At 69.9% G+C, this 13,786-nt stretch carries 8 protein-coding genes and 1 pseudogene; 4 read left to right on the forward strand and 5 right to left on the reverse strand.

Annotation, left to right across the window (positions count from 1 at the left end; translation table 11 throughout):
- Nucleotide 1: 1 nt before the first annotated feature.
- From glpK to F603_RS0101065, 3 genes and pseudogenes are all read right to left on the reverse strand, one after another.
- A pseudogene (glpK, locus tag F603_RS31365) lies at nucleotides 2–1,526 on the reverse strand (glycerol kinase GlpK).
- Nucleotides 1,527–1,599: 73 nt separating this feature from the next.
- Entirely contained in the window at nucleotides 1,600–2,388 is a 789-nt protein-coding gene (locus tag F603_RS0101060; RefSeq protein WP_019544167.1) for an MIP/aquaporin family protein, read from the reverse strand.
- Nucleotides 2,389–2,792: 404 nt separating this feature from the next.
- The gene (locus F603_RS0101065) at nucleotides 2,793–3,578 is read right to left on the reverse strand and encodes an IclR family transcriptional regulator (RefSeq protein WP_019544168.1); all 786 of its coding nucleotides are present in this window, start codon (nucleotides 3,576–3,578) and stop codon (nucleotides 2,793–2,795) included.
- A 254-nt stretch (nucleotides 3,579–3,832) separates the two neighbouring features.
- Here F603_RS0101065 and metH point away from each other — a divergent pair, with 254 nt between their 5' ends.
- The 3 genes from metH (at nucleotide 3,833) to F603_RS0101080 (ending at nucleotide 10,149) form a co-directional block, all read left to right on the forward strand.
- On the forward strand, nucleotides 3,833–7,348 hold the full coding sequence (gene metH / locus F603_RS0101070; RefSeq protein ID WP_019544169.1) for a methionine synthase: 3,516 nt from the start codon (nucleotides 3,833–3,835) through the stop codon (nucleotides 7,346–7,348).
- Between the two features lie 95 nt (nucleotides 7,349–7,443).
- Entirely contained in the window at nucleotides 7,444–8,154 is a 711-nt protein-coding gene (locus tag F603_RS0101075; protein WP_019544170.1) for an HAD family hydrolase, read from the forward strand.
- A gap of 399 nt (nucleotides 8,155–8,553) precedes the next feature.
- Nucleotides 8,554–10,149, forward strand: coding sequence for an ABC transporter substrate-binding protein (locus F603_RS0101080; RefSeq protein WP_026328039.1), 1,596 nt, complete (start codon nucleotides 8,554–8,556; stop codon nucleotides 10,147–10,149).
- Between the two features lie 72 nt (nucleotides 10,150–10,221).
- Here the strand turns inward: F603_RS0101080 and F603_RS0101085 are convergent, their stop codons facing one another.
- Nucleotides 10,222–10,893 carry a response regulator gene (locus F603_RS0101085; RefSeq protein ID WP_016905351.1) on the reverse strand — a complete coding sequence of 224 codons (672 nt, stop codon included), beginning with the start codon at nucleotides 10,891–10,893 and terminating at the stop codon, nucleotides 10,222–10,224.
- A gap of 96 nt (nucleotides 10,894–10,989) precedes the next feature.
- Nucleotides 10,990–11,835, reverse strand: coding sequence for a RecB family exonuclease (locus F603_RS0101090; RefSeq protein WP_019544172.1), 846 nt, complete (start codon nucleotides 11,833–11,835; stop codon nucleotides 10,990–10,992).
- A 241-nt stretch (nucleotides 11,836–12,076) separates the two neighbouring features.
- Between F603_RS0101090 and F603_RS0101095 the strand changes: the two genes are divergently transcribed.
- Entirely contained in the window at nucleotides 12,077–13,756 is a 1,680-nt protein-coding gene (locus F603_RS0101095; protein WP_019544173.1) for a site-2 protease family protein, read from the forward strand.
- Nucleotides 13,757–13,786 lie beyond the last annotated feature (30 nt).

A 13,786-nucleotide genomic window follows, 5' to 3' on the forward strand; every position in this document is an offset into this window, starting at 1 on the left:
CTCAGCTCTCCTCTTCAAGCCAACCCATGGTCCGCTGCACGGCCTTGAGCCAGCTGTTGTACTCGCGGTCCCTGACGGCCGCGTCCATTTGCGGTGTCCACTCGGCAGCCCGCTTCCAGTTGGCGCGGAGCTCGTCGGTGTCCGACCAGAAGCCGACGGCGAGCCCGGCGGCGTACGCGGCGCCGAGGCAGGTCGTCTCGGCCACCATCGGGCGGACCACCGGCGCGTCGAGCACGTCCGAGATGGTCTGCATCAGCAGGTTGTTCGCTGTCATGCCGCCGTCGACCTTGAGCGAGGTCAGGTCGACGTCGGAGTCCTTGTGCATGGCGTCGACGATCTCCTTCGTCTGCCACGCGGTCGCCTCCAGTACGGCGCGCGCGAGGTGCGCCTTGGTGACGTAGCGGGTCAGCCCCGCGATCACACCGCGCGCGTCCGAGCGCCAGTACGGCGCGAACAGGCCGGAGAACGCCGGCACGAAGTAGGCACCGCCGTTGTCCTCGACGGAGCTCGCCAGCGTCTCGATCTCCGCGGCGCTGTTGATCATGCCCATCTGGTCCCGCATCCACTGTACGAGCGAACCGGTGACCGCGATCGAGCCTTCCAGCGCGAAGACCGGGTCCTGGTCGCCGATGCGGTAGCCGACGGTGGTCAGCAGACCGTTGTACGAGTTGACCGGCTCGTGCCCGGTGTTCATCAGCAGGAACGTGCCGGTCCCGTACGTCGACTTCGCCTCGCCGACCTCGTAGCAGGTCTGCCCGAAGAGCGCCGCCTGCTGGTCGCCGAGCGCGGAGGCGACGGGCAGTCCCGCGAGGTCGCCCGTGGCCTCGCCGTAGACCTCGGCGGAGGAGCGGATCTCCGGCAGCACCGACATCGGCACCCCGATCGAGGCGCAGATCTTGGGGTCCCAGCTCATCGTGTGGAGGTTCATGAGCATCGTGCGCGACGCGTTGGTCACGTCCGTGACGTGCACGCCGCCGTTGACGCCGCCGGTGAGGTTCCAGATCACCCATGAGTCCATCGTGCCGAAGAGGAGCTCACCCCGCTCGGCGCGCTCCCGCAGCCCCTCGACGTTGTCGAGCAGCCAGCGGATCTTCGGCCCCGCGAAGTACGAGGCGAGCGGCAGTCCCGTCTCCCGCCGGAAGCGGTCCTGACCGACGTTGCGGCCGAGCTCCCGGCAGAGCGCGTCCGTGCGGGTGTCCTGTCCAGACGATCGCGTTGTGCACCGGCTCGCCCGTGTTCTTGTCCCACAGCAGCGTCGTCTCGCGCTGGTTGGTGATGCCGAGCGCCAACACGTCCTGCTTGGTGATGCCGGCCTTGTCGAGCGCGCCCGTGACCACCTGCTGGACGTTCTGCCAGATCTCGGTGGCGTCGTGCTCGACCCAGCCCGGCTTCGGCAGGATCTGCTCGTGCTCTTTCTGGTCGACCGAGACGATCCGGCCGTCTTTGTCGAAGACGATGCAGCGGCTGGAGGTCGTGCCCTGGTCGATCGCTGCGATGAACGGGCCGGTGGAGTGGATGTCGCTCACGGTGTGCTCCGATGCTCGGTTGGTCTGTGGTTCTGCTCCGCGGCCGGCTCTCCCCGGTCGCCTGCGGTGCTGCTCACGGGGCGAAGGCGAGGTTGTAGAGCCCGCCGGCGAGAGCGGCGCCGATCAGCGGTCCCACGACGGGGACCCACGCGTACTGCCAGTCGGAGCTTCCCTTGTTGGGCAGCGGCAGCAGCGCGTGCACGATGCGCGGCCCCAGGTCGCGCGCCGGGTTGATGGCGTACCCCGTGGGCCCGCCGAGCGAGAGGCCGATGGCGAGGACGACCAGCGCGGTGATCAGGGCGCCGAGCGGGCCGAGCCCGTTCCCGTCGTCGTTGAGGCCCTGGGTGAGGATCGCGATGATCAGCACGAAGGTCGCGATGATCTCGGTGACGAGGTTCTGGAGCTTGTGCGGGATCTCCGGCGCGGTCGAGAAGACGCCGAGCACGGGGCCCGGCTCGTTGCTGGCCGCGGTGGGGCTTCCGTGGTCGAGCTCGTCGCCCGTGATCGGCGGCGTCGTGAGGTGGTAGCGGAACTGCCCGTAGTACGTGAGCCAGACGAGGACGGCGCCGATGATGGCGCCGAGCATCTCGGAGAAGAGGTAGAGCGGAACGTCGCTCCAAGCGGTGCCGCCCTCGATCGCAAGTCCCAGCGTCACCGCGGGGTTGAGGTGGGCGCCGGAGACGCCGGTGGCGATGTAGGCGCCCGAGAGCACCGCCATGCCCCAGCCGAACGCGACGGCCACCCAGCCCGCCTCGTACGCCTTGGAGCGTTTGAACGTGACGGCGGCGACCACGCCGCCACCGAGCAGGATCAGCACCGCGGTGCCGACCACTTCCCCTACGAAGATGTCGGTGCTGGACACCCGCGACTCCTTTGTCCTTCGTCCAGAGGGAACACGGACCTACGCAGCCTGAGCCACGAACCAGCCCTGCTTCCTTAGCCGTTCGTTGTTCGACAATGTCGACCGATGATCGGCAGTTTTCTCTTTGGTGAAGCTTGCGTCAAGAGGGTGTGACACAGCACTCCATGGCCGTCCATCCTCAACCCGCGACGCAACCGCGGCATCCGGGACGACGCCAACCCGGTGGTTGCCGCCGCCTCCTGCTCCGCTGCCCGACGTCCGATGCCCGAACCGGCGGGCCGGCGAGACCTCGGACGGGCAGGATCGGCCCGCGGAGGTGAACTGGGAAGGGGGTGCGCGGCAACCCCGCCGAACATGCCGGTCGGCGCTCCCTCGGAGCGTCAACTTCCGTTTGCCGGCCCGACTTAGACGGCGCCCCGCCCCGCCTGGAACCGCCCGGCGCCCAGGTCCCTGGAGATGGCCCGCGCGCAGTCGCGAACGGAGGCGACGATGCGCGCCCGCAGCTCCCCGGCGTCGCAGACCCGCTCGACGGCGCCCGTCACGCCGACCGCGCCGAGGAGCAGCCCGCGCCTGCTGTGGATCGGAGCCGCGACGGAGGCGAGCCCCTCCCACGTCTCCTCGACGTCCGAGCCCCAGCCCCGCCCCTTCGTCAGCGCGAGGACCTGCTCCAGCTTCTTCGGGTCCGTGACCGTGTGCGCGGTGAACCGCCGGCGCTCTCCTTCGAGGGCATCGCTGTGGGCCACCGGGTCATAGGTGGAGAGCACCTTGCCGAGCGCCGAGCTGTGGAGCGGCTGCATCGCCCCGACCTCCAGAACCTGACGGCTGTCGTCCGGCCGGAAGACGTGGTGGATGATGAGGACGCCCTGCTGGTGCAGGACGCCGAGGTAGACGCTCTCGCCGCTGGAGCGCGCGAGGTCGTCGGCCCACACCAGGGCGCGGGCACGCAGTTCGTGCACGTCGAGGTAGCTGTTGCCGAGACGGAGCAGCTCGGCCCCGAGCTGGTACTTGCCGGAGAGCGGGTCCTGTTCGACGAACCCCTCCTGCTGGAGCGTCCGCAGCAGCCCGTGCGCCGTGCCCTTCGCGAGCTCCAGAGTGGAGGCGATGTCGGAGAGGCCGAGCCGGCGCTCACCTCCTGCGAGGAGGCGCAGCACCGCGGCCGCGCGCTCCAGGGACTGAATGGTCCGGGCCATCGGCACCTCCCTGGCCTTTCTGTCGACAGACGTCCACGGGTCGACAATGTCGAACGGTATCCCTTACTGACGACCCAGCGGTAGTCGGACTTCAGCCGCAGAACGGGAGCAGTCGACCCCGCAGAGTGTCCGCTCAGCGGTACACCCGAGCGTCCTCTTGCGCCCGCCCTATACGCTGACCGGGTGCGTTGCATCGCCGAGGAAGTCGATGATCACGCATAGCCGACAGCCGTCGCACCTCAGGGAGCACTTCCATGGCCTCGCCGAGCAGTACGTCCGCAGCCAACTCCACCAGGGCAGACGCCCTACGTCAGGCCCTCGCCGAACGCGTGGTGGTGGCCGACGGCGCGATGGGGACGATGATCCAGGCCCAGGACCCCAGCCTCGACGACTACGAGCAGCTCGAAGGCTGCAACGAGATCCTCAACGTCACCCGGCCCGACATCATCCGCGCGGTGCACGACGAGTACTTCGCGGCCGGAGTCGACTGCGTGGAGACCAACACCTTCGGCGCCAACCACGCGGCGCTGGGCGAGTACGACATCACCGAACGGATCTTTGAACTCTCCGAGACGGGCGTGCGGATCGCCCGCGACGCCGCCGAGGAGTTCGAGTCGGGGGACGGCCGCATGCGGTGGGTCCTCGGCTCGATGGGCCCCGGCACCAAACTGCCGACGCTGGGGCACGCGCCCTACGCGACCCTCCGCGACGCGTACCAGCAGAACGCCGAGGGCATGCTCGCAGGCGGCGCCGACGCGCTGCTCGTCGAGACGACGCAGGACCTCCTCCAGACGAAGGCGGCGGTCATCGGCGCCCACCGGGCCATGGAGGCGGCCGGCTACCGGGTGCCGCTGCTCTGCTCCGTGACCGTCGAGACCACGGGCACGATGCTGCTCGGGTCCGAGATCGGCGCGGCGCTCACCGCGCTGGAGCCGCTCGGCATCGACATGATCGGCCTCAACTGCGCCACCGGGCCTGCGGAGATGAGCGAGCACCTGCGCTACCTCGCGCAGCACTCCACCGTCCCGCTCTCCTGCATGCCCAACGCCGGCCTCCCCGAACTGGGCAAGAACGGCGCCACCTACCCGCTCACCGCACCCGAACTCGCCGACGCCCACGAGGGGTTCGTACGGGACTACGGCCTCTCGCTCGTCGGCGGCTGCTGCGGCACGACGCCCGAGCACCTGCGCCAGCTCGTCGAGCGCGTCCGTGGCGCGGAGCAGACGCCGCGCTCCCCGCAGCCCGAGCCGGGAGCCGCCTCGCTGTACCAGACGGTCCCGTTCCGCCAGGACAGCTCGTACATGGCGATCGGTGAGCGGACCAACGCCAACGGCTCGAAGAAGTTCCGTACCGCGATGCTCGAAGGGCGGTGGGAGGACTGCGTGGAGATGGCGAAGGACCAGATCCGCGAGGGCGCCCACATGCTCGACCTCTGCGTCGACTACGTCGGCCGGGACGGCGTCGCGGACATGGAGGAGCTCGCCGGCCGGTTCGCCACCGCCTCCACGCTGCCGCTCGTCCTCGACTCCACCGAGGTCCCGGTGATCCGCGCCGGGCTGGAGAAGCTCGGCGGCCGCGCCGTGATCAACTCCGTCAACTACGAGGACGGCGACGGCCCCGAGTCCCGCTTCGCCAAGGTCGCGGGCCTCGCGCGGGAGCACGGTGCCGGGCTCATGGCGCTCACCATCGACGAGGAGGGCCAGGCCCGTACCTCCGAGCACAAGGTCGCCATCGCCGAGCGGCTCATCGAGGACCTCACCACCAACTGGGGCCTCAACGAGTCGGCGATCCTCATCGACTGCCTCACCTTCACCATCTGTACGGGTCAGGAGGAGTCCCGCAAGGACGGCATCCACACGATCGAGGCGATCCGCGAACTCAAGCGCCGCCACCCCGACGTGCAGACCACCCTCGGGCTCTCCAACATCTCCTTCGGCCTCAACCCGGCCGCGCGGATCGTCCTCAACTCCGTCTTCCTCGACGAGTGCGTCAAGGCCGGACTCGACTCGGCGATCGTCCACGCCTCGAAGATCCTGCCGATCGCACGGCTGGAGGAGGAGCAGGTCCAGGTCGCGCTCGACCTCATCTACGACCGCCGCAGCGAGGGATACGACCCGCTCCAGAAGCTGCTGGAGCTCTTCGAGGGCGTCGACACCAAGTCGATGAAGGCGGGCAGGGCCGAGGAGCTCCTCGAACTGCCCCTGGAGGAGCGGCTCCAACGGCGCATCATCGACGGCGAGCGCAACGGCCTGGAGGCCGACCTCGACGAGGCGCTCCAGGAGCGTCCGGCCCTCGACATCGTCAACGACACGCTCCTTGAGGGCATGAAGGTCGTCGGTGAGCTCTTCGGCTCCGGGCAGATGCAGCTACCGTTCGTGCTCCAGTCCGCCGAGGTGATGAAGACCGCGGTGGCCCACCTGGAGCCGCACATGGAGAAGAGCGAGGACGACGAGGGCAAGGGCACGATCGTGCTCGCCACCGTCCGCGGCGACGTCCACGACATCGGCAAGAACCTCGTGGACATCATCCTCTCCAACAACGGCTACAACGTCGTCAACATCGGTATCAAGCAGCCGGTTTCGGCGATCCTGGAGGCGGCGGAGGAGAACAGGGCCGATGTGATCGGGATGTCGGGCCTGCTGGTGAAGTCCACGGTGATCATGAAGGAGAACCTGGAGGAGCTGAACCAGCGGAAGATGGCGGCGGACTTCCCCGTCATCCTCGGTGGCGCCGCGCTCACCCGCGCCTACGTCGAGCAGGACCTCCACGAGGTCTACGAGGGCGAGGTCCGCTACGCGAAGGACGCCTTCGAGGGCCTCTCGCTCATGGACAAGCTGATGGACGTCAAGCGCGGCGTCCCCGGTGCCGAGCTGCCAGCGCTGAAGCAGCGGCGCGTGCCCAAGCGCGACCTCCAGATCGAGGAGCCCCCGCCCAACGACGGCTCCGTGCGCTCCGACGTCGCCGTGGACAACCCGGTCCCCGAGCCGCCGTTCTGGGGCAGCCGTGTCGTCAAGGGCATCGGGCTGCGGGACTACGCCGCCTGGATCGACGAGGGCGCGCTCTTCAAGGGGCAGTGGGGCCTGAAGGAGTCGCGCAAGGGCGACGGCCCGTCCTACGAGGACCTCGTGGAGTCCGAGGGCCGGCCGCGGCTGCGCGGCCTGCTCGACCGGCTGCACACCGAGAACATGCTGGAGGCCGCCGTCGTCTACGGGTACTACCCGTGCCACTCCAAGGGCGACGACCTGATCGTTCTCAACGAGGACGGCTCCGAGCGGACCCGCTTCACCTTCCCGCGGCAGCGGCGCGGTCGCCGGCTCTGCCTCGCTGACTTCTTCCGTCCGGAGGAGTCGGGGGAGACGGACGTCGTCGGCTTCCAGGTCGTGACGGTCGGCAACCGCATCGGCGAGGTCACGCAGGAGCTCTTCGAGGCGAACGCCTACCGCGAGTACCTCGAACTCCACGGCCTCTCCGTCCAGTTGGCCGAGGCCCTCGCCGAGTACTTCCACGCCCGCGTCCGCAACGAGCTCGGTTTCTCCGGCCAGGACCCGGCGCAGATGCAGGGCATGTTCGACCTCCAGTACCGGGGCGCCCGCTTCTCGCTCGGCTACGGTGCCTGCCCGAACCTGGAGGACCGCGCGAAGATCGCGGACATGCTCCAGCCGGAGCGGATCGGCGTCGAGCTCTCCGAGGAGTTCCAGCTCCACCCCGAGCAGTCGACCGACGCCATCGTCCTGCACCACCCCGAGGCGAAGTACTTCAACGCCCGGTAAGCACAGGACGTAGACTGATCGATCCGACAACAGGCCGGCCGCCCTCGCCGTACAGCGGGCGGCCGGCCTTCTCGCCCCGTGGGAGGTGCATGCGGATGTCCAGTTCCGTCTCGGCGCTCGGCACCCTTCTGGAGGAGGGGCCGGGCCTACAGGCCGTCCTGCTCGACATGGACGGCACCCTGGTGGACACCGAGGGCTGCTGGTGGCAGGCCGAGCGGGAGGTCTTCGCCGAGCTGGGGCACTCGCTGCGGGAGGAGTGGCGGCAGGTGGTCGTCGGCGGGCCCATGGCGCGCAGCGCCGGCTTCCTCATCGAGGCGACCAAGGCCGACATCGGCCTGGAGCAGGTGAGCAGGCTCCTCAACGCCCGGTTCGTCGAGTGCGTCGCACGGATGGGCCAGAGCGTGCCGCTGATGCCGGGCGCGGGCCGGCTGCTCGCCGAGCTGACGACGCACGGGCTGCCCGCGGCGCTCGTCTCCGCCTCGCACCGCCACGTCGTCGACCACATGCTCGGCTCGCTCGGGCACGCCAACTTCGCCTGCACGGTGGCGGGTGACGAGCTGGCGCGCACCAAGCCGCACCCCGACCCGTACCTGACGGCCGCCGAGCAGCTCGGCGTCGACCCGCGCAGGTGCGCGGTGCTCGAGGACACCGCGACGGGGGTCGCGTCGGCGGAGGCGGCCGGGTGCCGGGTCGTCGCCGTGCCGTCGGTCGCGCCGATCGAACCGGCGCCCGGGCGGACGATCGTCCGATCACTCGAAGAAGTCGATCTCGCATTTCTGCGCTCTCTGAGAGCGGTTGCGCACTGAGTGTAGGGAAGGCGCTGCGCCCTTCCCGTGGGTGAATAGCCGGGGAAACCTGGTGCGCCGGAGTGCTCATTTTCGGTGACTGTGGACCCGTCAATTCCCAGTGCGCACAGGTGAGTTGATCGTGTGACGTTTGTCACGGGAAACAAAGTCGACAGAGGGCCGCGGACCTGCTCCGCGGCCCTTCGTGCGCTTCGGGCGGTTGCCTATGTGTCCGCATTGGTTCACCGAAGGTGCGGTACGTTCCCATGTCCGCATAGCGGATGGTGGCGCAGCGATATCGGTCCGTGAAACCGCTCCGCGCCTTCCACTTCAGGGGCTGTCCGAGCGGACTACTAATGTCTGTTGCCCGGCCATTCCATTCCTGCACAACTCGCGGCCGGACGAGGGAGATCGTCGACCATGAACCGAAAAACCGTGGTGTTGCCCGTGCTGGCCGGGCTCCTCGCACCTCTGCTCGCCGCCTGTGGGGACGGGTCGGGGAGCGGCGGGGATGACACCGTCGTCGTGGGCACCACCGACGAGTTCGCCGTCAGCAAGGACACCCCGGCGCCGTTCGATCCGGCCGCCTCGTACGACGTCGCCGCGTGGAACATCATGCGCAACACCTTCCAGACCCTGGTGCGCATACCCCGTTCCGGCACCGAGCCGGAGGCCGACGCGGCCGAGAAGTGCAGCTTCACCGACGCGCACAACGAGCAGTACCGCTGCACGCTCAAGGAAGGTCAGCGTTTCTCCAATGGCAACGAACTCGACGCCGAGGACGTCGAGTTCTCCATTCGCCGGCAGCTCTCCATCAACTACGTCAACGGCCCGGCCTCGCTCTTCGCCAACGTCGACAAGGTGGAGGCGGTCGACGAGAAGCAGGTCGTCTTCCACCTCAAGAAGCCGGACGCGACCTTCCCGCTGAAGCTCACCACCCCGGCGGCCGCGATCGTCGACAGCGAGACGTATCCGAAGGACGGCTTCGTCGACGGCTTCTCCGTGACCGGTTCGGGCCCGTACGTGGTCGACTCCTTCGAGCCCTCGGACGGCAAGGCCGTCCTCAGCCGGAACCCCAAATACGACGGCGGGTTGGACGTCCGGAACAAGGAAATCGAGCTCCGCTTCTTCAAGAGCGCGAAGAGCATGGAGCAGGCGCTCACCGCAGGCGACATCGACGTCATGAACCGGACCATCTCGCCGAGCCAGGTGGATCGGCTCGGCACGGCGAAGGACAAGGGTGTCCAACTCGTCGAGCAGTCGGGTCAGGAGATCCGCTACCTCGTCTTCGACACCGACGACCGCGTCGTCGGCCGAAAGGCCGTACGCCAGGCGATGGCGCAGGTGATCGACCGTCAGAAGCTGGTGCGCGACGCGTACTCGCGCGCCTCCGAGGCGCTCTACTCGATCGTGCCCAGCGGCCTGCCCGGCCACAAGAACTCGTTCTTCAACGAGTACGGCCAGCCCAGCGTCGCCGCCGCCCGCGCCACGCTCAGCAAGGCGAACATCGACACCCCGGTGAAGGTGCAACTCGACTACACCACCGACCACTACGGCGAGGTGACGACCGATGAGTTCAAGGTCCTGAAGAAGCAGCTCAATGACACCGGGCTCTTCGAGGTGACGACGAAGGGCACCAAGTGGAAGACCTTCCACCCGGCCACGGCCAAAAAGGTCTTCCAGATCTACGGCTTCGGCTGGTTCCCCGACTTCCCTGACGCCGAGAGCTACTTGGCGCCCTTCTTCGAGGAGAACAACGTCCTCCACTCGCCCTACGTCAACCGGGAGATCCGCGACAAGCTCATCCCCGAGAGCCGTCGCCTGACCGAACGCGCGAACGCCGCCAAGCAGTTCGGCCGAGCCCAGGACCTCGTGGCGAAGGACGTGCCGCTCCTCCCGCTTTGGCAGGGCAAGCAGTACGTTGCCGCGCGCGACGACATCACAGGCGTCGAATGGGCGCTCAACGCCTCGTCGATCAACCAGTTCTGGGAGCTGGGCCGCGGCGTCTCCGACTGACGGACCCTTCCTCGACGGGCTCTCGTCCCCGGCGCGCCGCGCCCGGGCGGGAGCCCGCTCCGCGTACGGGGCTCAGGCGGCGCCGGGGCGTACGAGCCCGCTCTCGTAGGCGTAGACCGCCGCCTGCACGCGGTCGCGGAGGCCGAGCTTGGTGAGCACGTGCCCGACGTGCGTCTTGACGGTCGTCTCGCTGACGAAGAGGTCCGCGGCGATCTCCGCGTTCGACAGGCCGCGCGCGACGAGCTTCAGCACCTCCACCTCGCGCTCGGTAAGCTGGTCGAGGCTGTCGGGGACGGGCTCCTCGCCGGAGGGCAGCTTCTCCGCGTACTTGTCGAGCAGGCGGCGGGTGATGCTCGGCGCCAGCATCGCCTCGCCCGCGGCCACGACCCGGAGCGCCTGGACGAGTTCGTCGGCCGGGGCGTCCTTGAGGAGGAAGCCGCTCGCCCCGGCGCGCAGCGCCTCGACCACGTACTCGTCGAGGTCGAAGGTGGTGAGCACGAGCACCTTCGCGGGGCCGTCCTTCTCGGGGCCCGTGATGCGCCGCGTCGCCTCGACGCCGTCCATGCGCGGCATCCGGATGTCCATCAGCACCACGTCGGGCTGGAGCGCGCGCACCTGGTCGAGCGCCTGCTGACCGTCACCGGCCTCGCCCACCACCGCCACGTCCTGCTCGGCCTCCAGGATCATCCGGAAGCCGGTACGCAGCAGCGGTTGGTCGTCCACGAGCAGTACGCGGATTGCCACGGGATCTCCTCCAAGGGGCGGCAGGCGGCGGGCGTTCCCATTCTCACCCACCCCGCGGCGCGTACACCGCCGGGCTTTCGGGCGCCGGTCGGACGCTCAGGCCGGTTCCTCGGCCTCGCGGGGCATCGGGAGGCGCGGTTGGATCGTCAGCGGGTACTCGGGCGGGGTGCCGCCGAACTCGGGGCAGCGGGAGCGGTGGTCGCACCAGTTGCAGAGCTTGCTGCGTCTCGGGCGCCAGTCGCCGGTCTCGGTGGCGCGGGTGATCGCGTCCCACAGCGCGTGGAGCTTGCGCTCGACGGCGAGGAGCTCGGACTCCTCCGGGTCCCAGGTGAGGACGTCCCCGCTGCCGAGGAAGACGAGTTGCAGCCGCCGGGGGACGACTCCGCGGAGGCGCCAGAGCACGAGCGCGTAGAACTTCATCTGGAAGAGCGGTCCTTCGGCGTACTCGGGGCGGGGAGCCTTGCCCGTCTTGTAGTCGACGACGCGGACTTCGCCGGTGGGAGCGACGTCGACCCGGTCGATCACACCCCGCAGGCGCAGCCCCGAGGGGAGCGTCGTCTGCACGAAGAGCTCGCGTTCGGCGGGCTCCAGGCGGGTCGGGTCCTCCAGTTCGAACCAGCGCTCGACGAGCGCCTCGACCTCCGCGAGCCACTCGGCGAGCTGCGCGGCGTCGGGCGCCGGGTTCTGGGCCTCCTCCTGCTCCGGCGGCTCGGCGGGAGAGGCGGGCGCGAACAACCGGGCCAGCTCGGGCCGTTTGGCGAGCAGCTTCTCCCACTCGGGCCCGACCATCGACCGAGCCCGCTCGATGCTGCGCTCGGCCGCCGGCGCGTCGAAGAGGCGCTCCAGGACCGAATGGACGACGGTGCCGCGGGTGGCTGCGGCGGACGGCTCCTCGGGCAGTTTGTCGATCACCCGGAAGCGGTAGAGCAGCGGGCACTGCATGAAGTCACCGGCACGGGAAGGGGAAAGGCCGTTCGGCGGGGCCGGGCGGCGGGCGTCCGCGGGGGAGGGGGAGGAGGCACCGGTGTTCATGGGCAACGACCCTAAGCCCCGTCACCGACACCGGGCACATACCATCGTCCTCGGACGGCAGCAGCGCTCACCCTGCATGATCACCACACCTCCACCGCGTGCGACCGTGCAGGCGGGCGGGGGACACCAGGCAAGCGGCAGAGGGGAACCCGTGGCGGACACGGACAGCGGCGGGAAACCGCGGGCCGGCGGCCCCGAGGGCACGGACGGCGAGGGCGGCACGCCCCGGCGTACCGCGTCGCCCGCGCCGCACGGCGGCGCTGAGAAGCCGGCGCCCGCCCCCGGCGGAACCGACGCAGGCGAACAGGAGACGGACGCCGAGCGCCCGTCCGCCGCCGAAGAGCCCGAAGGCACCCGACGCCCCGTCACGGACGCGGACACCGGCGAGCGGGAGCCCTCGGGCGAACCGTCACCCGACCGCCCGTCGGCGTCCCCGAGCGGACCCGCGGACGCCCCGCAGCCGGCCGGAGCGGACGAGCACCGCCCGCCCGAACAGCCGCGCCCCGACGCACAGTCGGCACGCCCCGAGCCCCCGGAGGAGGAGCACACCCGTCCGGACGGAGCCCCCCGGAGCGAAGACCCCACAAACGAGCCAGGGCAACCCGGGCCCACGCCCCCCGGCCTCCCCGGCGCGGGGCAGCCCGGCACCGGCCGTCCCGGTGAGACGAAGGGCGCGGGCGCACGTCCGCGCGGTGGCGGCCTCCTCATGGGGCGACCCTTCGGCGTGCCCGTCTACGTGGCACCGAGCTGGTTCCTCGTCGCCGCGCTCATCACCTGGGTCTTCGGCGGGCAACTCGACCGGGTCCTCCCGCACTTGGGCATCGAGCGCTACCTCATCGCCCTCTTCTTCGCGGTCGCCTTCTACGCCTCCGTACTCGTCCACGAGCTGGCGCACACCGTCGCCGCGCTCCGCTTCCGGCTGCCGGTGCGCCGTATCCAGCTCCAGTTCTTCGGCGGCGTCTCGGAGATCGAGAAGGAGGCGGAGACGCCGGGCAGAGAGTTCGTTCTCGCCTTCGTCGGGCCGCTGCTCTCCCTGGTGCTCGCCGCCGTCTTCTACGGCGCGATGCAGGGGGTCGAGGCCGGCACCGTGCCCGGCGTCATCCTCGCGGCCCTGATGCTCTCCAACCTGATCGTCGCCGTCTTCAACCTCCTTCCGGGGCTGCCGCTCGACGGCGGGCGGATGCTGCGCGCCGTCGTGTGGAAGCTGAGCGGCCGGCCGATGACCGGCACCGTCGCCGCGGTGTGGACGGGCCGGGTGCTCGCGCTCGCCGTGCTCGTCGGACTGCCGCTCGCCACGCGCTCCCGCGCCGGCACGGAGGGCATGGGCGGAGTCTCGACGCTCACCGACGCCCTTCTCGCCGCGATCCTCGCCGCGATCATCTGGACGGGCGCGGGCAACAGCCTCCGGATGGCGCGACTCCGCGAGCGGCTCCCGGAGTTGAGTGCCCGTGCGCTGACGCGTCGAGCCGTCCCCGTCTCCGGCGACACCCCGCTCTCCGAGGCGCTCAGGCGCGCCAACGACGCGGGCGCCAGGGCGCTCGTCGTCGTGGGCGGCAGGGGCGAGCCGCTCTCGCTCGTACGGGAGTCCGCGATCGTCGGGGTACCGGAGCACCGGCGGCCGTGGGTCGCGGTGAGCACTCTCGCGCAGGACCTCAAGGAGGGGATGCGGGTGCCGGTGGAGCTCTCGGGCGACGAGCTGCTGGAGTACCTGCGCACGACGCCGGCCACCGAGTACCTCGTCGTCGAGGAGACGGGCGCGATCTACGGCGTCCTCTCGACCGGCGACGTGGAGCGCGCCTTCGTCAAGGCGATGGCGAAGCACCCCTCCTGACCGGCGCCGGCCCTCCGCGCAGGGCAGCTC

The organism is Streptomyces sulphureus DSM 40104 (assembly GCF_000381025.1).
Taxonomy (GTDB): domain Bacteria; phylum Actinomycetota; class Actinomycetes; order Streptomycetales; family Streptomycetaceae; genus Streptomyces; species Streptomyces sulphureus.

Bases quoted from the DNA above. Each gene is read 5' to 3' on its own strand.
- metH (WP_019544169.1), top strand. From the start codon at position 3,833: ATGGCCTCGCCGAGCAGTACGTCCGCAGCCAACTCCACCAGGGCAGAC.
- F603_RS0101065 (WP_019544168.1), bottom strand. From the start codon at position 3,578: ATGGCCCGGACCATTCAGTCCCTGGAGCGCGCGGCCGCGGTGCTGCGC.
- F603_RS0101090 (WP_019544172.1), bottom strand. From the start codon at position 11,835: ATGCAGTGCCCGCTGCTCTACCGCTTCCGGGTGATCGACAAACTGCCC.
- F603_RS0101075 (WP_019544170.1), top strand. From the start codon at position 7,444: ATGTCCAGTTCCGTCTCGGCGCTCGGCACCCTTCTGGAGGAGGGGCCG.
- F603_RS0101080 (WP_026328039.1), top strand. From the start codon at position 8,554: ATGAACCGAAAAACCGTGGTGTTGCCCGTGCTGGCCGGGCTCCTCGCA.